Origin of the sequence: Conexibacter woesei DSM 14684 (assembly GCF_000025265.1) — a bacterium.
GTDB classification, from domain to species: domain Bacteria; phylum Actinomycetota; class Thermoleophilia; order Solirubrobacterales; family Solirubrobacteraceae; genus Conexibacter; species Conexibacter woesei.
The window spans coordinates 2,900,111-2,919,380 of the sequence record NC_013739.1; the positions used below are offsets into that span (position 1 = coordinate 2,900,111).

Genomic DNA, 19,270 nt, shown 5'->3' on the forward strand with positions numbered 1-19,270 from the left:
ACCTGTTCATCGGCGCGCCGGCCCGGGGCCGACCGCGCCGACGGCGAGGCCGGCGAGCGCCAGCGCGGCTGCGCTCCACAGCAGGGGCGTGACCCCGGACGCCTCGACGACGGTGCCGCCGAGGAAGGCGCCCAAGGCGATCGCGGCCGTGAAGACCCCGACGTAGAGCCCGGTGACGTGCTCGGTGCGGTGCGGTGCGGACTGGGTCATCCAGATCTGACCGCCCACCGACAGCCCGCCATAGGTCAGCCCCCACAGCGCGACGGCTGCGTAGGCGACGCCGGCCACGCTGCCCAGCAACGCCAGCAGCGCGATCGCCGCGCCGATCCCCGTGGCCAGGCTCAGGAGCGTGAAGCGCGCGCGTCGCGCGGCGAGGGCGCCGGCCGCGAAGTTGCCGGCCAGCCCGCAGGCGCCATACGCGAGGAGCGCGAGTGCGATCGACCCAGGAGCCAGTCCGGTCCGTTCTTCGAGGACGGGGCGCACGTAGGTGTAGGCGGCGAAGTGCGCGGTGACGAGCAGCACGATCAGCGCAAGTCCGGCGGCGACCGCGGGCGTGCCCAACAGCGATTGGCCGCCGGTACCGGCGCCTGCGCCGGCCGGGGCGGCCGGGCGAGGCAGGCGGGGCAATGCCAGCGCGAGACCCGCGGCGAGGGCGATGCCGCCGCCGGCGAGCACGGCGAACGCCGTCCGCCAACCGAAGGCGTTCCCGACGACCGTGCCCAGCGGCACCCCGATCACCGACGCCGCCGCGACCCCGCTGACGGCGAAGGAGACCGCCAGCGCGGCGTTGCGCGGTGCGACCAGCCGGCTGGCGATCACGGCGGCCAACCCCCACACGACGCCCATCCCGATCCCGAGGAGGGCACGCGAGACGACCAGCAGCCCGAACCCCGGCGCCACCGCGGTCAGCGCGTTGCCGGCAGCGAGGACCACCATCGCCGACGCCAGCACCAGGCGCCGGTCGAGCCGACCGAGCAGGCGCGGGACGAGCGGCGCGGTGACCGCCGTGACGAGGCCGGTGATCGACAGGCTGTAGCCGGCCGCGCCCTGCGTGATCCCGAGGCCGTCGGCCATCGGGGTCAGGACGCCCACGGGAAGCATCTCCGAGGTCACCACCACGAACGTGCTCAGCGACAGCACCGCCACCGCGAGCCATTGCGAACGCGTGGTGCGCGCGGGATCGGTCGCGGACCGCGGAGGGGAGAGGGAGGCGCTCATGCCTCCGAGTCAAGCGTCCACGCCGCGGGTGAACAAGAGCCTTCTGCTCACCGATCGATAAGCTCGAATGATCGATGCGGCAGCCGGCGGGAGCGTGGTGAAGCAGGTCCAGATCCAGCAGATCGAGTGCCTCGTCGTGCTGACCGAGGAGCTGCACTTCGGCCGCACCGCGGAGCGCCTCGGCTACTCCCAGAGCCGGGTGAGTCAGCTGATCGCCGACCTGGAGCGTCGCGTCGGCGTCCGGCTCGTGGAGCGCACCAGCCGGCGCGTGGCGCTGACCCGGCTCGGCGCGCAGTTCGTCGACGAGGTCCGGCCGGCCTACGAGACGCTGACGGCCGCCTTCTCCCAGGCGCACGAGCGTGCCCGCCGCGGGGCCCTCTGCGAACTGCGGATCGGCTTTCACGGGAACGTCTACGAGCACGTCACCGAAGCGTTCCGCCGCCTGCGCGTCCAGCACGAGGTGGCCGTCGCGTTGAGCGAGATCCCGCTCGGCTCGCCGTTCTCCGCAGTGCTGGAGGGACGGCTCGACGCCGCGATCGTCGAGCTGCCGGTTCACGAGCAGGCGCTGAGCGTCGGGTACCGCTTCCCGCCCCAGGACCGTCTGCTCGCGGTCGCCTCCTCCCATCCGCTCGCCGCCGGCGGCGGTGACGTCGACGTCGAGCAGCTGGCCGGCTTGAACCTCGTCCGCCCGGTCGGCGACGCCCCTGACTACTGGATGGCCGCCCGCGTCCCACCGTCGACCCCCGCGGGGCGGCCGATCCGATCGACCGCCGGGATCGCCACGATCCAGGAAGGCCTCGCGCTGGCCGCGGGCGGCGAGCACGCGATGCTGGTCTGCCGCCCGCTCGCCGAACGCACGACCCGCGGTGACGTGCGCTATCTCCCGGTCGCGGGACTCGAAGAGCCGTCGCAGCTGGGGCTGATCTGGCGCACCGAGCACACCACCCCGCAACTGACCGACCTCGCTCAGCTGCTCCGCGAGGGGGAGCGCTGACCGGCGGCCCCGCTCCGCTCAGCAGCGCCGCGCCACGGCGCGCGCTGCGTCGCGGTGCCGCTGCTCGGCGGAGCGCTGCGCGCTGCGCGCCGTCGTCAGCGTGCGCGTCGCGGCACGCTGGCGTCGGTCTGCGGCACGCAGGTTCGCGCGCGCCCGTCTGCGCGCGGGTTCGCCGGCGGCGCGGGTCAGCGCTCTGCGTGCGCGGGTGACGGCGGCGCGGCTGCGTCTGACCGTGCCGGCGGCGCGCGCGACGCGAACGCGTGCGTCGCGCAGGCGGCGCGCAGCCCCGTCGAGCGTCCGCTCGGCGCGCGTGCAGGCGGCGGTCGGCCGCGGGGTCGGCGTGGCTCCGGTGGAAGGCGTGCCCGGGGGCGCCGGGCCCACCGGCGGCTGCGGCGCGTCCTTCGCCTGCCGCGCGAACCGAGCTGCGACGGCGACGTCCGCGGTCAGCTCGACGGTGCACGGGCCGTTGCCGCTGCACGCGCCGCCCCAGCCGGCGAACTCGGAGCCCTCGGTTGCGGTCGCGGTCAGCGTCACCGTCGCGCCCGCGGGCAGCGTCTCGTCGCAGTCGCCGGGGCAGTCGATCCCGCGGCCGCGGACGCTGCCGGAGCCGTCGCCGCTCAGCTCGACCGTGACCGTGCGGGGCGGGGGCGGGGTGCCGAGGTAGCGCGCGATCGCGGTGTCGGACTCGCCGCTGTCGCGGGCGTCGCCCGCGACGACGAGCGCGCCGCTGCGGGGGTCGAGCACGATCGCGTGGGCCTCGGCCTCCGGTGCCGGGAAGGCGGTCGTGACCGTCCCGCCGGGGGCGAAGCGCTCGTCCAATGCGCCGTCGGGCGTCAGCGCGGCGAGCGCGAAGACGCCGCGCGTCTCGAAGAACTCGTTGAACCAGCTGCTGACGCCGGCGACGACGATCGAGCCGTCGTGCTGGAGCGCGGCGCCGCCGTTGCCGTAGGCGCTCGGGAACTGGGCGTCGCCCCCGGGCGCGAACGCGACCGTCTGGCGGCCGCCGTCGGCGAAGTCCGCGTCAAGGCCGCCGTCGCTGTCGTAGCGGGCGACGGCGAAGCGGTTGTCGCCGACGTCGCCGCCGGTGAAGCCGCTCGCGACGATCTTGCCGTCTGCCTGGATCGCGACGCCGTCGGCCTCGTCGACGAGCGCCGCGCTGCCGAAGTCGGTCGTCGTCAGGCCGTCGCCGCCGAAGCTCGTGTCGAGGCTGCCGTCGGGCAGATAGCGGGCGAGCGCGAAGTCGGGGTCGGAGCCGGTCGTGCGGCCGGCGGCGACGATCCGCCCGTCGCGGTCGAGCGCGAGCGCGTGGACGTTGCTGCCGGCACCGGGAAAGGCGGTCGTGCGCTTTCCGCCGCTGCCGAAGCCGGGGTCGAGCGCGCCGTCGGCGGTCAGCCGCGCGAGGCCGAACTCGATCACGCCGGCGCTGGGGTTGGCATAGCCGCCGACGACGATCGTGCCGTCCGGCTGCACGAGGACGGCGCGCGCCTGCTCGGCGCCGAGGCCGAAGTCGATCGTCCGCGTGCCGCCGCTGCCGAAGCCGGGGTCGAGCGCGCCGTCGGCGGTCAGCCGCGCGACCGCGTAGTCGCTCTGGTTGAGGCCGCTGACGGCGCTGCCGTAGCCGGCGACGACGATCTTGCCGTCGGGCTGGAGCGCGAGCGCGCGGGCGCCGTCGCCGAAGCCGGCGACGTCGACCGTCGTGACGCCGTCGCCGCCGCCGAAGCTCGCGTCGGGCGTGCCGTCGCGCTCGACGCGGGCGACGAACAGATCGCTCCCGTCGCCGTGGCCGGCGATGCCGGCGACGACGATCCTGCCGTCGGGCTGGACGGCGACGGCGTTGGTCTGCTCGAAGCTGCCGGGCGTCGCGACGACGAGTCTGCCGTCGCCCGAAAGGCTCGGATCGAGGTCGCCGGGCGCGGCCACGGCGGGGGCGGCGAGCGCGGTCAGCAGGCCGCCGGCCAGCACGGCCGTCAGCGCCACGCGGCGGCGGGCGCCGCGGGAGGGGACACGGGGGTCCATCACCACTTCCTTCAATTCAGGGCGGCGATGAACCACGAAGGTGAGTCGACCGCCTGTTCGCGAGGCTGCACGTGACTCACGGACGGATATTCGGGCTCGGGGTCGTCCTCCCGGCTCCCCTTCCCGACCCGTTCGGGTCGGCGGGACTGCGAGCCGTTCGTCACCCATACCGCTGCGCGCCAGCTCCGGTCTCTCACCGGATTCCCCGCGCCGTGAGGCGGGGAAGCTACCAGCACCGCGAGTTGAGCAGCAGCTCGTTATGCTCGGGGCCAACGGTCGGTGTCGAGGGAAGTCTGGTGCGAATCCAGCGCGGTCCCGCCACTGTGACCGGGTTCACGCTCGCCGCAAGCCGATGGCAAGCCACTGGGTCCTCCACTGCGGACCTGGGAAGGCGCGGCGAGTACGCCCGGGAGCCAGGAGACCTGACTCCGGCCAGCTGAGAACCCCCTCGAGGACAAGGGAAGGTCACAACTTCATGCTTGCTCGTCTCATCGCCGCCGCGGTGCCGCTGGCGGCGGGCGTCGCCGTCGCGCTGCCGGGCTCGGCGGCGGCCTACGTCACCCCTGCCGACGCCCAGCAGGCCGCCGACAGGGCCGTCGCCTGGTACCGCGGCGAGCAGGCCGCCAGCGGCGACATCGCGCCGGGCGGCGGGGCGCCGGCCTTCGGCGGCGACTGGTCGATGATCGCGCTCTCGAACGCGGGGGTGAACCCGGCCGACCTCAAGAGCGCGCTCGCTACGCCGAGCCTCCAGGACTTCTACGCCGGGGAGTGGGGGGCGAGCGGCGGCCTTCCCGGCAACCTCTCGACCGATCAGGCGCGTGCGCTGCTGACCGGCCACGGCGGCGGCATCCGCACCGCGAAGCTGAGCGCCTCGCGCAACCTGCTCGCGCGCCAGCTGCGCTTCTACGACGGCAAGCAGCTCGGCCTGCCGGGCACCGTCAACGACGACATGTTCGGGCTGCTGGCGCTGGAGCGCAACGGCGTCACGGAGCTGACGCCGACGCTCGCGCAGGCGGTCCGCAGAGCCCAGACCGGCGGCGGCTGGAACTACACCACCAACGGCGGCGCACCCGACGTCGACATGACCGGCGCCGGCATCGGCACGCTCTGCGCCGCCGGCGCGACGGCCGCCGACCCGGCCGTCGCGAGCGCGCTCGACTACCTCGAGACGATGCAGGACGACGTCAGCGGCGGCTTCGTCAGCGACTTCTTCGGCGCCAACAGCGACAGCACCAGCTGGGTCGTCAACGGCATGCGCGAATGCGGCGTCGACCCGCAGGGGCCGCGCTGGACGACCTCGACCGGCAAGACGCCGCTCGACTTCCTCGTCGCGTTGCAGAAGAGCAACGGCGCGTTCCGCTGGCTGGCGTCGGAGCCCGACGACGACGCCGACAACCTCTACTCGACGCAGGACTCCGTCACCGCGCTCGTCGGCGACGGCTTCGGTGCCGAGCCGGCCCCGCGCAGCGACGCCGGCGAGCCGCTCTTCCGTGCCGAGCCGGCGGTCGCCGACGGCACCGTCGTGCCGATGGGCCTCGTGATCGACCACGGCACGGAGACCGCCGGCGCCGAACGTGCATGCAGCGTCAGAGCGCCGGTCGGCGGCGACGTCGCCGACCTGCTCGCCGGCGCGCCGCAGGCCGACCCGGCCGGCTGCGCGACGGACCTGCGCTTCGCCGGCGAGGGCGGCGAGCGCCGCCTCGTCGAGGTCAACGGTGTCTCCGCCGACGCCGGCCGCCGGTGGGTCGTCTCGGTCGACGGCGGCGCCCCGCGCGAGACGCTCGACGCCGAGGTCGGCCTCGGCTCGCTCGTCAGCGCCGCGCTCGTCGAGCGGCCGGACGCAAAGCCGGGGCCGCCAGGCCCGGCGCCCGACGTCGCACTGCCGCCGGTGACACCGGTGACGCCGACCGGGACGCGGGCCGGCGGGCAGCGGCCGCGGCTGGTGCTCGCGAAGGCGACGATCGCGACCGGCAGGCGGCTGCGCCTGCGCAACGGCGGAGTGGCGATCGCGCTGCGCTGCGGGCGCGACGTCAGCGCGGCTGGCTGCCGCGGGATCGTCCGCCTCACCTACAAGCAGGGCCGTCGCACCCGCGTCGCCGGAGCGGCCCAGTTCGGGCTCGCGCCGGGCGAGCGGGCGACGGTGCGGGTGGCGTTGCGCAGAGCGTTCCGCACGCTGCTCGCCGGCAGCGCGAAGGGCCGGGTCGTGACGATCGTCGCCGGCACGCGCGACGAGCCGACCCGCAGAACCACGCAGACGCGCGCGACCGCGCGCGTGCTGCGCTAGCCGGCGGCGATGGCGGGGCTGCCGCGCAGGGCGGCGGTCGCGGTGGGGCTCGCTGCCGCGTGGCTCGGCGCGGGCTGGCTCGGCGCCGGTTGGCTCGGCCCCGCCTGGCTTGGCGCCGCGGCGGCGCCGGCCGTGGCGGCCGAGCTGTCGCTGCGGGTCGAGGGTCGCGGCGCGACGCTCTACGAGGGTTCGCTGAGCACCGTGGCGGCGCCGGTCGACGGCGGCGACGGCTCCGGCCCGCACGACTGCAACGCAGGTGCCAGCGCCGCCGCGGCGCTGGCCGCGTCGGGCTTGTCGTGGGGAGGGACCTGGAACGGCGACTTCCGCGACTTCTTCCTCGACCGCGTCGGCCCCGACGCCTCCGACCCGCAGGCGGTCGCGTACTGGTCGGTGCTCGTCGACTGGCGCTACGCCGCGGGGATCTGCCGCGCGCCGGTCCGCGCCGGCGGTGAGGTGCTGCTCGCCTATGGGCCCGGTGCGCGCATCCTTCGTCTCGACGGTCCGGGGCATGTCGCCGTCGGCGAGCCGTTGACCGTCAGCGTCCGCGACGGCTGGATCCGCGCGAGCAGCGGTGCCGACGGCGGCCCGGTCGCGGGCGCGTCCGTCGGCGGCGCGGCGACCGGAGCGGACGGGCGCGCGACGCTCCGCTTCGCGAGCGCCGGCCGCGTCCGCCTGAAGGCGACCGCGCCCGACGCGATCCGCTCCAACGCGCTCGAGGTCTGCGTCGGCGACGCGACCTGCGTCGGCGATCCGTCGCCGTCCGGTCCGGGGGCGCCGGGTGGGCCGGGGACCGGCGGCGGCGGGCCCGGGACCGGACAGCCGGGAGGGCCGGTCGCGCAGCCGGGCGGAACCGAACCCGCGGCGCTGACGATCGACGCCCCTGCGGCTGGCGCCCGCTATGCCCGCGGCGGCACGCCGACGCGGCTCCGGGGCGACGGCGGGCCGGGCGCAGTCGCGGTGACGCTCGCGGGTCGCGCCGGCGGCCGCTGCGTCGAGTTGACCGGTGGCGGGACGACGGCCGGCCGGCCGTGCACGCGGTCGGCTCGCACGGTGACGGTCGCCGCTCGCGACGGCGCCTGGTCGCAGTCGCTCTCGCGCGCGCTGCCGCCCGGCCGCTACCAGCTCGTCGTGCGGGTCGAGACGCTGCGTGCGACGCGGCGGTTCACGGTCGCCACGATGCCGGCGGACGCCAGCGCGGCCCGGCGCCTCGCCGTCGCGTGGCTCGGCCGCGTGCAGGGACGAGACGGCGGCTTCGGTGCGACCGCGGGCGCGACGACCTCACCGCTGCTGACCGATTGGGCCGCGATCGCGCTCGGGCGGGCCGCCGGTCGCACGCGCGCCGCCGGGCGCGCCGCCGACCACTACACGCGCGCGCTTCCAGCGGTCCGCGCGGCGCGGCGGCTCCAGCTCTCCGACCTCCAGCGCGGAGCGCTGGCGCTGACGCCGTCGCGGGCTCGCGCCGACGAGGCGCGGCTGCGGCGGCTGCGGGCGGCGATCGTGCGGCGGCAGCGCGAGGACGGCTCGTGGGGCGGACAACCGAGCGCGACCGCCTATGCGCTGCTGGCGCTGCGCGGAGGCGGCCGCGCGACCGCCGCGGCTCGACGTTCCGGCGCGCGCTGGCTGCGCGACCGGCCGCTCGCGACCGACGCCGACACCGTCGGCGCGACGCTGTGGGCACTCGGCCGCGGCGCTCCGCGCGCCGCGGCGCTTGCGCGGCTGCGGGCCGTTCAGGCCGACGACGGCGGCTTCGCCGGGCGCCCAGGCGAGACCGCCAACGCCCAGTCGACCGCGCTCGCCGTGATCGGCATGGAGGCGGCCGGCATCGACGCCGCCACCGTCCGCGGCGCCGACGGGATCTCCGGCCTCGACTACCTGCGCGCTCGGCAGCGCCGCTCCGGCCAGGTCGACTACGCCCCCGGCGACCCGCGCACCCCGGTCTGGGTCACCGCGCAGGCGCTGCTCGCGTTCGCGGCCGCCGCGCACTGAGCCTGCGCGGCCGCTCGCGGTTGACGCCGCCGCACCGCCGCAACTACCGTTCTACCAGTGAGTGGAGTATTCCTGCGGCAGGACGGGACGCTGGTCCGCATGCGCGAGGCCCCGTACGAGTCCGAAGCGGTCCTGCAGGAGCTGTTGGAGCACCACCCGGAGGTGCTGGCGGGCGGCGAGCCCGGCGACGCTCCGGCAGCGTGGCTGCTGGTCAAGCGCGAGGCGCACGTCGCGCTCGGCGACGACGAGCCGCTGCGGGGGATGCTCGATCACCTCTTCCTCGACGCCGACGGCGTCCCGACGCTCGTCGAGGTCAAGCGCAGCAGCGACACCCGCATCCGCCGGGAGGTCGTCGGCCAGCTGCTCGACTATGCCGCGAACGCGAACATCCGCTGGAGCGCCGAGACGCTGCGAACATGGTTCGAAGAGCGCTGCTCGGAGTGCCGCCAGGACCCGGAGGAGCTGCTGCGCAGGTCGTTCCCCTCGTTCGAAGGGACCGAGGCGTACTGGGAGCGCGTGCACACCAATCTCGGGGCCGGCAAGCTGCGGATCGTCTTCGTGGCCGACGCGATCCCCTCGCCGCTGCGGCGGATCGTCGAGTTCCTCAACAGACAGATGAGCGCGACCGCGGTCCTCGCGATCGAGGTGAAGCAGTACGTCGACGCGGACGGCGCCCAGCAGCTGATCGTGCCGCAGGTGATCGGGCAGACGGAGGTCGCGCGCGCGGCGAAGGGAAGGACGCCGGGTCGGAGATGGGACCGCGCGGCGCTGCTCGTCCGGCTCCGCGAGCAGGGCAGAGATCCCACGCCGCTGCAGCGGCTGTTCGACTGGGCCGACGCGCACGGCGAACTCGACGACTACTACGGCAGCGGAACACGCGACGGCTCGTGGTCGGCAGGCAGAGCCGCAAGCGGCCTGTGGCCGTTCATGCTCTACACGTACGGGCGCGTCGAGATCCAGTTCCAGTACCTCCTCAGCCACCCGCCGTTCGACGACCCCGCGCGGCGCGGCGAGCTGCACGCACGCCTCGACGGGCTCGACCAATTCATCGGCGTCGTCGACTGGGTCCTCGCAACGACTGCCGCGTCCGCCGGCTGACCGCTCCCGGCCGTGCGGAGGGACCCGCCGCGGCGGGTCCCTCCGTCACTGGCCGCGTTGACCGTCCGGCCTCAGGCGAGGTCGAAGCGGTCGAGGTCCATGACCTTGACCCACGCCGCCGCGAAGTCCTGCACGAACTTCGCCTCCGCGTCGGCAGAGCCGTAGACCTCGGCGAGCGCGCGCAGCTCTGAGTTGGAGCCGAAGACGAGGTCGACGCGGGTGCCGGTCCAGCGCACCTCGCCGGTCTCGCGGCTGCGGCCCTCGAACAGCTCCTCGCTGTCGGCGGTCGCCTTCCACTCGGTCGAGAGGTCGAGCAGGTTGACGAAGAAGTCGTTGCTCAGCGTCCCGGGCCGGTCGGTGAGGACGCCGTGCCCGGACTGGCCGGCGTTCGCGTTCAGCGCCCGCAGACCGCCGACGAGCGCGGTCATCTCGGGAGCCGACAGCTTCAGCATGAACGCCTTGTCCAGCAGCAGGTGCTCGGCGGGGATGCCGAGGCCCGGCTGCAGGTAGTTGCGGAAGCCGTCGGCTCTCGGCTCCAGCACGGCGAACGACTCGGTGTCGGTCTGGTCGGCGGTGGCGTCGGTGCGGCCGGGCGAGAACGGCACCGTGACCTCGTGCCCACCCTTCGTCGCTGCCGCCTCGACGGCCGCGGAGCCGCCCAGCACGATCAGGTCCGCGAGCGAGACGCGCTTGCCGCCCGTCTGCGCGCCGTTGAACGCCTGCTGGATCTTCGCCAGCGCGTCGAGCACCGGCGCGACGCCTGCGTTGACGTCCCAGCCGGCCTGCGGCTCCAAGCGGATCCGCGCGCCGTTCGCGCCGCCGCGCTTGTCGGTGTCGCGGTAGGTCGAGGCCGACGCCCACGCCGTCGCGACCAGCTGCGAGAGCGGCACGTCGGCGTCGAGGATCTGGGCCTTGAGCGCAGCGACGTCGGCAGCGTCGACCAGCTCGTGGTCGACGGCCGGGACCGGGTCCTGCCACAGCAGCTCCTCGGCCGGGGCCGACGGGCCGAGGTAGCGGGAGGAGGGGCCCATGTCACGGTGGAGCAGCTTGAACCAGGCGCGCGCGAACGCGTCGGCGAGCTGGTCGGGGTGCGCGTGGAAGCGCTTGGAGATCTCCAGGTAGGCAGGGTCTCTGATCAGCGCGATGTCGGTCGTCGCCATGATCGGCGCGGTCCGCTTCGACGGGTCGTGCGCGACCGGCACCGCCTCCTGCGCCTCGGGGTTGGTCGGGCGCCACTGGTACGCGCCCGCCGGGCTTCTGGTGAGCTCCCAGTCGTAACCGAACAGGTTCTCGTAGAAGCCGTTGTCCCACGCGATCGGATCGTTCGTCCAGGCGCCTTCGAGGCCGGACGTGATCGTGTCGTCGCCCTTGCCGCTGGCGTAGTCGCTGATCCAGCCGAGGCCCTGCGCGGCGAGCGGAGCGCCCTCCGGCTCGGCGCCGACGTGCGGCTCCGGGGTCGCCGCGCCGTGCGTCTTGCCGAACGTGTGACCGCCGGCGATCAGCGCGACCGTCTCCTCGTCGTTCATCGCCATGCGGCCGAACGTCTCGCGGATGTCGCGCGCGGCGGCGAGCGGGTCGGGCTTGCCGTTCGGGCCCTCCGGGTTGACGTAGATCAGGCCCATCTGGACGGCGCCGAGCGGGTTGGCCAGCTCGCGGTCGCCGCTGTAGCGCTCGTCGCCGAGCCACTCGCGCTCGGGGCCCCAGTAGACGTCCTCCTCGGGCGCCCAGATGTCCGCCCGGCCGAAGGCGAAGCCGAACGTTCTGAAGCCCATCGTCTCCAGCGCGCGGTTGCCGGCGAGCACGAGCAGGTCGGCCCAGGAGATCTTGCTGCCGTACTTCTGCTTGACCGGCCACAGCAGCCGGCGCGCCTTGTCGAGGTTGGCGTTGTCGGGCCAGCTGTTGAGCGGGGCGAAGCGCTGGGCTCCGCTGCCGCCGCCGCCGCGACCGTCGTCGATGCGGTAGGTGCCGGCGGAGTGCCAGCTCATGCGGATGAAGAGCGGGCCGTAGTGGCCGTAGTCGGCCGGCCACCACTCCTGCGACTCCGTCATCAGCGCGTCGACGTCGGCGACGAGCGCGTCGACGTCGAGATCCTTGAACGCCTCGGCGTAGTCGAAGCCGGCGCCCAGCGGGTCGGCCTGCGGGTTGTTCTGGCGCAGGATCCGCAGGTTCAGCTGGTGCGGCCACCAGTGCTGGTTGGCCGTGATGCCGACGGCTTGATGTTCGGCGTGCATCACGGGGCAGCCCATCGGTCTGTGCTCGTCGCTGGTGGTGACGGGACCGTGCTCTTCAGTGGCGCTCATCGTTCTCCTGGTTGGTGGTGTGCTGCTGGTGCGGTTCGGCAGTCGGGACAGCGGCCCCAGTAGACGACCTCGGCCTCGTCGATCTCGTAGCCGTGGTCGTCGGTCGCGTGCAGGCACGGCGTCTCGCCGACCGCGCAGTCGACGTCGACGATCCGGCCGCAGTCACGACAGATCAGGTGGTGGTGGTTGTCGTCCACCCGCGCCTCGTAGCGGGCGGGCGACCGCGACGGCTGGATGCGCCGGACGAGCCCCGCCTCGACGAGCGCTCCGAGCACGTCGTAGACGGCCTGGCGCGAGATCGTGCCGATCTCGGCTCTGACGCTCGTCGCGACGTCCTCCGCCGTGCTGTGCGCGAGACCGGACACGGCCTGGAGGACGGCCATGCGCTGAGCGGTGGCCTTGAGGCCGTGCTGGCGCAGGAGGTCGGCGGACGCGACGGGGGGCTGGGCTGGCACGCCGACATCATCGAACGTGCTCTGGACCGTGTCAAGTCTTTGACGGGTTCAAGCTGCTGCGCGCGGTGATCTCACCCGTCGCGTGGCTCGAAGCCGTCGTTGCCGAGCTGGACGCGGGTGAGGTCGCCGCCGAACGTCTTCAGACCGGCCTGTCGCGTCGCGTCGGATTGCGTGGCGCGGGCGCTCTCGTCGCCGTTGGCGTACTGCACGATCTGGACGATCGTGATCGTGTTGAGCCGCTCGGTCGCGAGCTGCTTGCTGCGAGCCGACGAGCGCTTCATCGCCGGGTTCGTGCGCAGTCTCGCGCGCAGGTCCTGCTCGATCGTCTGCGCCCCGATCCGCTCGGTGCCGGACAGCTCGCCGATGTCGTTGGCGATCATGTAGGACGAGACCGTGTAGGCCGCGAGCGCGTCGCCGAAGTCGGTCGTCGACCAGCCCAGCGGCCCGATCAGCTCCGCGAACGCCTTGCGGAACGTCCCCTTGTCAGCTTCGGCGAGGAACCGTCTGCGATCGACGTTCCGTCTGCCGAGGCGCTTGGCGAACAGCGCCGCCAGCTGTCGGTTGCCCTCCTTGCTGACGCGTGCGGACGGTCTGTAGCCGAGCACCGGATCGCGCCGCGGCGCGCTCGGTGACGATCTGTCGCTCGGCGACGGGCTCGTCAGGTCCAGCGGCGGGAACGTCATCGGCGGCGGGTCTATCGTCGGCGCAGGCGCCGGGTAGTAGTAGCTCGTCGGGATGTGCTCCGCCGTCGTCGGGTTGTAGATGTCGGCCTGTGCCACCCCGGGCACCGCCGCCATCGCTGCGACCGCGACCGCCACAACCGTCTTGCTCCGCTTCATCGCCGCTCCTTCGTGAAACCGATCCCGCGCGGAATCGTCGCACGCCTGCGGTCCTGAGCAGCCGCCGTCACGTTGTCTTGACAAAACATCAGACCATAAATATCTTCTGATGTATGGAAGAGAGCGAAGCGTTCGACGTCGTGCTGCCGCCGCGCGTGGTCGTCGGCGGCGGTGCGACCGCACGGGCCGGCACCCTGGCGGCGCGGATGGGAATCCGGCGTGTGCTCGTCGTCACCGATCCCGGCCTGCGCGAGCACGTCGCGGTCCGCGCGGTCGCCGACGGGCTCGCGGCGGCAGGGATCGCGGCGGCGGTCTTCGACGGCGTCCAGGTCGATCCGACCGTCGGCAACGTCGCCGACGGAATCGAGGCGCTCGCCTCCCACGGCGCCGACGGCGTCGTCGCGGTCGGCGGCGGCAGCCCGATCGACGCCGCCAAGGGGATCGCCGCGCTGGCCGTCGGCGAACCCGACCGCGACCTGATCGCGCTGGCGGGCTTCGACAAGGTCGGCGGCCGCGCGCTGCCGCTGATCGCGGTCCCGACGACGGCCGGCTCCGGCAGCGAGATGACGCGCGCGGCGGTGATCGCCGATCCCGCCCGTCAGATCAAGGTGCCCGTCTACGACGACGCGCTGCTGCCGGCGATCGCGCTCGTCGACCACCGCAACACGCTGACGATGCCACGGCAGCTGACCGCCGAGGTCGGGATCGACGCGCTCGTCCACGCCGTCGAGGCGATGACGTCGCGCGCCGCGTTCCCGGTCACCGACCGCTTCTCGCTCGAGGCGGCGCGGCTGATCGGCCCCAACCTCGTGCGCGTCTGCGAGCAGCCGGACGACGACGCCGCGCGCGCGGCGATGGCGCGCGGCGCGACGCTCGCCGGCGCCGCGATCAGCAACGCGACGATCGCGCTCGTGCACGGGATGGCGCGTCCGCTCGGCGCGCACTTCCACGTCGCGCACGGCGCCGCGACTGGGATCCTGCTGGCGCCGGTCGTCCGCTTCGGGCTCGGCGCCACGCCGGAGCGCTACGCCGCGATCGCGCGCGCGGCCGGCGCCGCAGGCGACCAGCACCCCGACGAGGAAGCCGGCGAGCGGCTGGTCGACTGGATCGAGCGGCTCGTCGCCGAGATCGGCATCCCGCGCCTCGGCGCGCAGGGGATCGCGCCGGAGGCGTTCGCGGCGGCGCTGGAGCCGATGGCCGACGCCGCGCTCGCGAGCAACGGCCCCGAGTTCAACTGCCGCGAGGCCAGCCGCGACCAGATCGTCGCGATCTACCGGGAGGCGTGGTGAGCACGCCCGAGCGGATCGTCGTCGTCGGCGGCGGCCCCGCCGGCCAGCGCTGCGCGCTCGCACTGCGCAGACGCGGCCACGGCGGCGCGATCGACCTCGTCGGCGACGAGCGGCTGGCGCCGTACGACCGCACCCTCCTGTCGAAGGACGCGCTGAGAGGCGAGCGCGAGCCGGAGCCGGTCGCGCTCGCTCCGGCCGGCGCGTACGCCGAGGCCGGCGTCACCGTCCACGCGGGCGCGCGCGCAACGGGCCTCGACGCGCACGCTCGCACGGTCGCGCTCGACGACGGCCGCGCGCTGTCGTACGACCGGCTCGTGATCGCGACCGGCGGTCGTCCGTCGCTGCCGCCGGCGCTGCGCTGCGACGGGGTCCTGACGGTGCGGACGGCGGCCGACGTCGCGCCGCTGCGCGACGCGCTCGTGCGGGCGCGTCACCTCGTCGTGATCGGCGGCGGCTTCATCGGCGGCGAGATCGCCAGCGCGGCGGTCGCGCTCGCGGCGCCGGTCACGCTCGTCGAGGCGGCCGAGCATCCGCTCGCGCCCGTGCTCGGCGCCGAGGTCGCCGAGCACGTGACGTCGCTTCATCGCGCCGCCGGCGTCGAGGTTCGCTGCGGCGCGGCGGTGACGAGCGTGCGGCGCGAGCGCGACGGCTGGCGCGTCGCGCTCGCCGACGGCGCCGAGCTGCGCGCCGACGCGGTCATCGCCGGCGTCGGGATGGTGCCCGCGGTCGACTGGCTCGACGGCAGCCCGCTGACGATCGACGACGGGATCGTCACCGACGAGCGGTGCCGCACCGACGTCGACGGCGTGCTCGCGGCCGGCGACTGCGCCCGCTGGCACAACCCCCGCTACGGCCGCTCGATGCGCGTCGAGCACTGGGACACCGCCTGCCGCCACGGCGAGGCCGCCGCCGCCAACGCGCTCGGGATCGACACGCCGTTCGCGCCGCTGCCGTTCTTCTGGTCCGAGCAGCACGGCGTCGTCGTCCGCTACGCCGGCCACGCGCCGGAGTGGGACGCGGTCGAGGTGCAGGAGGGCGAGCAGCCGCACGAGTGGGTAGCCCGCTACCTGCACGACGGCCGCCTCGTCGCGGCCTGCGCGGCCGGCCGGCCGCGCGACTTCGCGGCGGCACGCCGCGAGCTGGATCAGCCGACCAAGGAGCACGCACCGACATGACGATCGAAGCGATCGTCGACGCCGATCTCTGCATCGGCGCCGGCAACTGCGTCCACCTCGCGCCCGGCGGGTTCGAGCTGGACGACGACGGCATCGCCGTTCCGCTCGCCGGCGCCGACGAGGAGCGCCTGCGCCTCGCCGCCCGCTCGTGCCCGACCGGCGCGATCGCCCTGCGCGAGACGACGACCACCGCCACCTGAGCCCACGAGGAGCGAGAGAGAGAAGATGTCCGTCACAGCCGAGGGGCCGCCGCAGATCGCGCGCGAGCCGCTCTCCGACCTGCTGATCGTCGACACCGACATCCACGTCCACGAGTCGCCCGGCGTCCTGGCGCCGTACTGCGACATGCCGTGGAAGGTGGCGCTGGAGCACATCAGAGACGCCGCCGAGAGCTACCTCGACATCCCCGGCTTCTCACCGGGCGTCTCGGCCGGCGACTACCAGGCGAAGTTCCCGACCACGCACGACGCCGGCCGCACCGTCTGGACGCCGCAGCAGATGCGCACGGAGATCGACGCGCTGCACGTCGACATCGGCGTGCTGTTCCCCGACCACCTGCTGAAGCTGCCGGTGCTGACGCAGACCGACTACGCCAGCGCACTCGCGCGCGCCTACAACGCGTGGCTGGTCGAGGAGTGGACCTCGGCGAGGGACAAGCTGCTCGGCTGCATCGTCGCCTGCCCGCACGACCCGCGCGACGCCGCGCGCGAGATCGAGAAGTACGCCGGCCACCCGGAGATCGTCGGCGTCTACCTGCCGTGCGCCGGCCTCGACCCGCTCTGGGGCCACCGCATGTACGACCCGATCTGGGAGGCGGCCGAGGCCGCGGACCTGCCGGTGCTGCTGCACAGCGTCACCGTCACCCACCCGGTCTTCCCGTTCAACAACCACGGCTTCGACAACGAGCTGGCGCGCCACACCTGCAGCCACACGTTCTCGATCATCGCCAACTGCGTCGACATGATCACGACCGGCGTCCCGGTCCGCTATCCGAAGCTGCGGATCGCGGTCGCGGAGGCCGGCGTCTCGTTCATGCCGTTCGTCATGAGCCGGCTCGACAAGGAGTACCTCGAGCGCCGACGCGAGTGTCCCTTCCTGGAGGAGCGGCCGAGCCATTACCTGAAGCAGTGGTGGGTCGCGACGCAGCCGATCGAGGAGCCGGAGGACATGGGCGACCTGGCGAAGATGATCGAGCTGATGGACGGCTGGGACCGCGTCATGTTCGCGACCGACTGGCCCCACCACGACTTCGACCATCCGATGAAGCTCGACCAGATCCCGATGAGCGATCAGCAGCGCCGCCAGCTGTTCGGCACCAACGCGCTGGAGCTGTTCAAGATCGACGCGCAGGGCCGCCGCCTCAACCTGCCCGGGAGCGTCGCGTGATGGCCGCCGCGACCGAGCAGGACATCGGCAGCGTCGAGCGGTTCCCGGACGGCTCGCGCACCGTCGTCGAGATCGCCGGGCGCCAAGTGGGCGTCTTCAACGTCGACGGCGAGCTGCACGCGCTGCCGAACGTCTGCCCGCACCAGACCGGCCCGCTGTGCGAGGTCGCGCGACTGACCGGCACCTTCCGCCAGGCTGCCGACGGCGACTGGAGAAAGGAGTGGGTCCACGACGGCGAGATCGTCGCCTGCCCGTGGCACGGGCTGGAGTTCCACGTGCCGACGGGCAGATGTCTCGCCTACCCGCACATCCAGCTGCGCCGCTACAGCGTGCGCGTCGCCGAGGGGCGCGTGCTGCTGAGCGTCGGCGGTCGGCGCGCGGCGGCGGCCGGGGCGGCATGAGGACCGCGCCGCGTCCGGCGCAGCTGGGCGTCCCGCTGCTGCGGGGCGGGAGCGGGACGCCAGTCGACGGGCGGCTCGCCGTCGTCGAGGACGCGGAGGCGTACGCCGTCGTGATCGACGAGGACGTGGAGGACTGGCTCGTGCGCTTCGGCAAGGATCCTGAGTTCCCCGCGCAGGCATGGGCGGACAACATGGCGAGGGTCCTGAACGCCCGCCGGGAAGGGTCGGGGTCGTGAGCGCGTCGCTCGCCGCGCAGCTCGCCGCCGCGACGCTGATCGACCTCGAGCAGCCGCGGCGGATGGGCGACCCGATCGCGCCGGTGCACGCGCCGGGGCTCGTCTACGGGCTCCACCGACGCCACGAGCCCGGGCTCGGCAGACGCACCTCGGCCTCCGGCCTGATCTGCACCCCCGAGCACGCGGGCACGCACATCGACGCGCTCAGCCACCAGGCGGAGAACCTCTGCATGCACGGCGGCGTGCGGGTCGATGCCGACGTGCAGACGTCGACCGGCTTCACGACGCACGGCGTCGAGTCGCTGCCGCCGCTCGTCAGGCCGGGCGTGCTGCTCGACCTGCCGGCGCTGCGCGGCGGCCCGCTCGCGCCTGACGAGCTGATCGGCGTCGACGAGCTGCAGGCCGCGGCCGCGGCGTCGCCGGCGCCGATCGCGCCGGGCTCCGTCGTGCTCGTGCGGACCGGCTACGGCGCGCACTGGGACGACCCGCCGCACTACCTGCGCGCGCCGGGGATCGCGCGCGAAGGGTCGGAGTGGCTCGCGCAGCAGGAGGTCGCGGCGGTCGGCGCCGACAACGTGGTCTGGGACGCGCTCGACCGCTGGGACGACGTGACCGAGTCGATCCTGCCCGGCCACGTGGTGCTGCTCGTGCGCGCCGGCATCCCGATCGTCGAGAACCTGCGGCTGGAGGAGCTGGCGCGCGCCGCGCCGCGCGCGTTCACCGTCGTCGTGCTGCCGCTCAAGTACGTCGGCGGGACCGGCTCGCCGGTGCGGCCGATCGCGATCGTCCCGTCCGCCGAGGAGCCGTAGGCTGTCGGATGTGACCACGCCCCCGGAGCCGGACGCGACCGTCGAGCACCCCTTCAGCGCCGTGCGCGTGACGCGCTCGTTCGACGAGGTCGTGCGCCAGCTGCACGCCGGGCTGCTGAGCGGGCGCTACCAGCCCGGCGACCGGCTGCCGAACGAGCGCGAGCTGGGAGAGCTGCTGAGAGTCGGGCGCTCGACCGTGCGCGAGGCGCTGCGGACGTTGGAGCTGCAGGGCCTCGTCGAGGTGCGGCCGGGCCGCAACGGCGGGATCTTCGCCGCCGAGCCGAGCGGCAGGAGCGTCGGCGACGCGCTCGAGACGCTGCTGCGCTTCCGGCAGCCGAGCCGCGCGGAGCTGCTCGAGTTCCGCGTCAGCTTCGAGGGCGAGACGGCGTGGTGGGCGGCGAGACGCGCGACGGACGAGGACCACGCGCGGCTGCGTGCGCTCGCCGACGCGGTCGGCGCCTCGGCGCGGGCGAGCGGGCGCGCGTGGGAGCAGATCGCCGACGACGACGTCGCCTTCCACGCGGCCGTCGCGGAGGCGTCGCGCAACCAGGTGCGCGTCGCGGTCATGCAGGCGATCAACCACCCGCTGCGCGAGGGCGTGCTGGCGATGGGCGCGTCCGCCGACGACGCCGTGCGCGTCGCCGTCGCCGACGACCTGCGGGAGATCGCCGAGGCGATCGCCGCGGGCGACGCCGACCTGGCGCGCGACCGCATGCGCGAGCACGTCGAGCGCAACCCCGCGCTGAACGACGCGGCAGGCGCCGAGCGCGCCTGAGCCGCGCTC

General features: G+C 74.3%; 17 protein-coding genes and 2 riboswitches. Of the genes, 12 read left to right on the top strand and 5 right to left on the bottom strand.

Annotated elements, in window-relative coordinates; all coding sequences use genetic code 11:
* Positions 1-6: 6 nt before the first annotated feature.
* The gene (locus CWOE_RS13555; RefSeq protein ID WP_012934188.1) at positions 7-1,218 is read right to left on the bottom strand and encodes an MFS transporter; all 1,212 of its coding nucleotides are present in this window, start codon (positions 1,216-1,218) and stop codon (positions 7-9) included.
* Between the two features lie 67 nt (positions 1,219-1,285).
* Between CWOE_RS13555 and CWOE_RS13560 the strand changes: the two genes are divergently transcribed.
* Positions 1,286-2,212 (top strand): LysR family transcriptional regulator, encoded by a 927-nt coding sequence (locus CWOE_RS13560; RefSeq protein ID WP_012934189.1) that lies wholly within the window; start codon positions 1,286-1,288, stop codon positions 2,210-2,212.
* Positions 2,213-2,230: 18 nt separating this feature from the next.
* On the opposite strand, the gene CWOE_RS30680 is transcribed toward CWOE_RS13560, so the two are convergent.
* Positions 2,231-4,228: a delta-60 repeat domain-containing protein gene (locus CWOE_RS30680; RefSeq protein ID WP_012934190.1), complete on the bottom strand. Its 1,998-nt coding sequence runs from the start codon at positions 4,226-4,228 to the stop codon at positions 2,231-2,233.
* Positions 4,229-4,291: 63 nt separating this feature from the next.
* Positions 4,292-4,458, bottom strand: a riboswitch (cobalamin riboswitch).
* A gap of 55 nt (positions 4,459-4,513) precedes the next feature.
* Positions 4,514-4,652, top strand: a riboswitch (cobalamin riboswitch).
* Between the two features lie 51 nt (positions 4,653-4,703).
* Here CWOE_RS30680 and CWOE_RS13570 point away from each other — a divergent pair.
* From CWOE_RS13570 to CWOE_RS13580, 3 genes are read left to right on the top strand one after another with little or no spacing between them, the layout of a single operon-like run.
* Positions 4,704-6,512, top strand: coding sequence for a hypothetical protein (locus tag CWOE_RS13570; RefSeq protein WP_012934191.1), 1,809 nt, complete (start codon positions 4,704-4,706; stop codon positions 6,510-6,512).
* Positions 6,513-6,521: 9 nt separating this feature from the next.
* The gene (locus CWOE_RS33870) at positions 6,522-8,498 is read left to right on the top strand and encodes a prenyltransferase/squalene oxidase repeat-containing protein (protein ID WP_012934192.1); all 1,977 of its coding nucleotides are present in this window, start codon (positions 6,522-6,524) and stop codon (positions 8,496-8,498) included.
* A 57-nt stretch (positions 8,499-8,555) separates the two neighbouring features.
* The gene (locus CWOE_RS13580) at positions 8,556-9,596 is read left to right on the top strand and encodes a PDDEXK family nuclease (RefSeq protein WP_012934193.1); all 1,041 of its coding nucleotides are present in this window, start codon (positions 8,556-8,558) and stop codon (positions 9,594-9,596) included.
* 71 nt (positions 9,597-9,667) lie between these two features.
* Here CWOE_RS13580 and katG read toward each other — a convergent pair whose 3' ends face one another.
* The 3 genes from katG to CWOE_RS13595 form a co-directional block, all read right to left on the bottom strand.
* Complete coding sequence (gene katG, locus CWOE_RS13585) at positions 9,668-11,896, bottom strand: catalase/peroxidase HPI (RefSeq protein ID WP_012934194.1); 2,229 nt, start codon at positions 11,894-11,896, stop codon at positions 9,668-9,670.
* Entirely contained in the window at positions 11,893-12,351 is a 459-nt protein-coding gene (locus CWOE_RS13590; protein WP_012934195.1) for a Fur family transcriptional regulator, read from the bottom strand. The genes katG and CWOE_RS13590 overlap by 4 nt, the downstream gene beginning before the upstream one ends.
* A 71-nt stretch (positions 12,352-12,422) precedes the next feature.
* On the bottom strand, positions 12,423-13,190 hold the full coding sequence (locus tag CWOE_RS13595) for a DUF6683 family protein (protein ID WP_012934196.1): 768 nt from the start codon (positions 13,188-13,190) through the stop codon (positions 12,423-12,425).
* Between the two features lie 113 nt (positions 13,191-13,303).
* On the opposite strand from CWOE_RS13595, the gene CWOE_RS13600 reads away from it, so the two are divergent.
* From CWOE_RS13600 to CWOE_RS13635, 8 genes are read left to right on the top strand one after another with little or no spacing between them, the layout of a single operon-like run.
* The gene (locus CWOE_RS13600; RefSeq protein WP_012934197.1) at positions 13,304-14,479 is read left to right on the top strand and encodes an iron-containing alcohol dehydrogenase; all 1,176 of its coding nucleotides are present in this window, start codon (positions 13,304-13,306) and stop codon (positions 14,477-14,479) included.
* On the top strand, positions 14,476-15,654 hold the full coding sequence (locus CWOE_RS13605) for an NAD(P)/FAD-dependent oxidoreductase (RefSeq protein ID WP_012934198.1): 1,179 nt from the start codon (positions 14,476-14,478) through the stop codon (positions 15,652-15,654). Before CWOE_RS13600 ends, CWOE_RS13605 begins: the two co-directional genes overlap by 4 nt.
* Complete coding sequence (locus CWOE_RS13610; RefSeq protein ID WP_012934199.1) at positions 15,651-15,854, top strand: ferredoxin; 204 nt, start codon at positions 15,651-15,653, stop codon at positions 15,852-15,854. Before CWOE_RS13605 ends, CWOE_RS13610 begins: the two co-directional genes overlap by 4 nt.
* Positions 15,855-15,879: 25 nt before the next feature.
* Entirely contained in the window at positions 15,880-17,040 is a 1,161-nt protein-coding gene (locus tag CWOE_RS13615) for an amidohydrolase family protein (protein WP_012934200.1), read from the top strand.
* Positions 17,040-17,441 (top strand): Rieske (2Fe-2S) protein, encoded by a 402-nt coding sequence (locus CWOE_RS13620; RefSeq protein WP_012934201.1) that lies wholly within the window; start codon positions 17,040-17,042, stop codon positions 17,439-17,441. Before CWOE_RS13615 ends, CWOE_RS13620 begins: the two co-directional genes overlap by 1 nt.
* Positions 17,438-17,677, top strand: coding sequence for a hypothetical protein (locus tag CWOE_RS13625; RefSeq protein WP_012934202.1), 240 nt, complete (start codon positions 17,438-17,440; stop codon positions 17,675-17,677). Before CWOE_RS13620 ends, CWOE_RS13625 begins: the two co-directional genes overlap by 4 nt.
* On the top strand, positions 17,674-18,486 hold the full coding sequence (locus CWOE_RS13630) for a cyclase family protein (RefSeq protein WP_012934203.1): 813 nt from the start codon (positions 17,674-17,676) through the stop codon (positions 18,484-18,486). Before CWOE_RS13625 ends, CWOE_RS13630 begins: the two co-directional genes overlap by 4 nt.
* Before the next feature lie 10 nt (positions 18,487-18,496).
* Positions 18,497-19,261 (top strand): FadR/GntR family transcriptional regulator, encoded by a 765-nt coding sequence (locus tag CWOE_RS13635; RefSeq protein WP_012934204.1) that lies wholly within the window; start codon positions 18,497-18,499, stop codon positions 19,259-19,261.
* Positions 19,262-19,270: the final 9 nt, after the last annotated feature.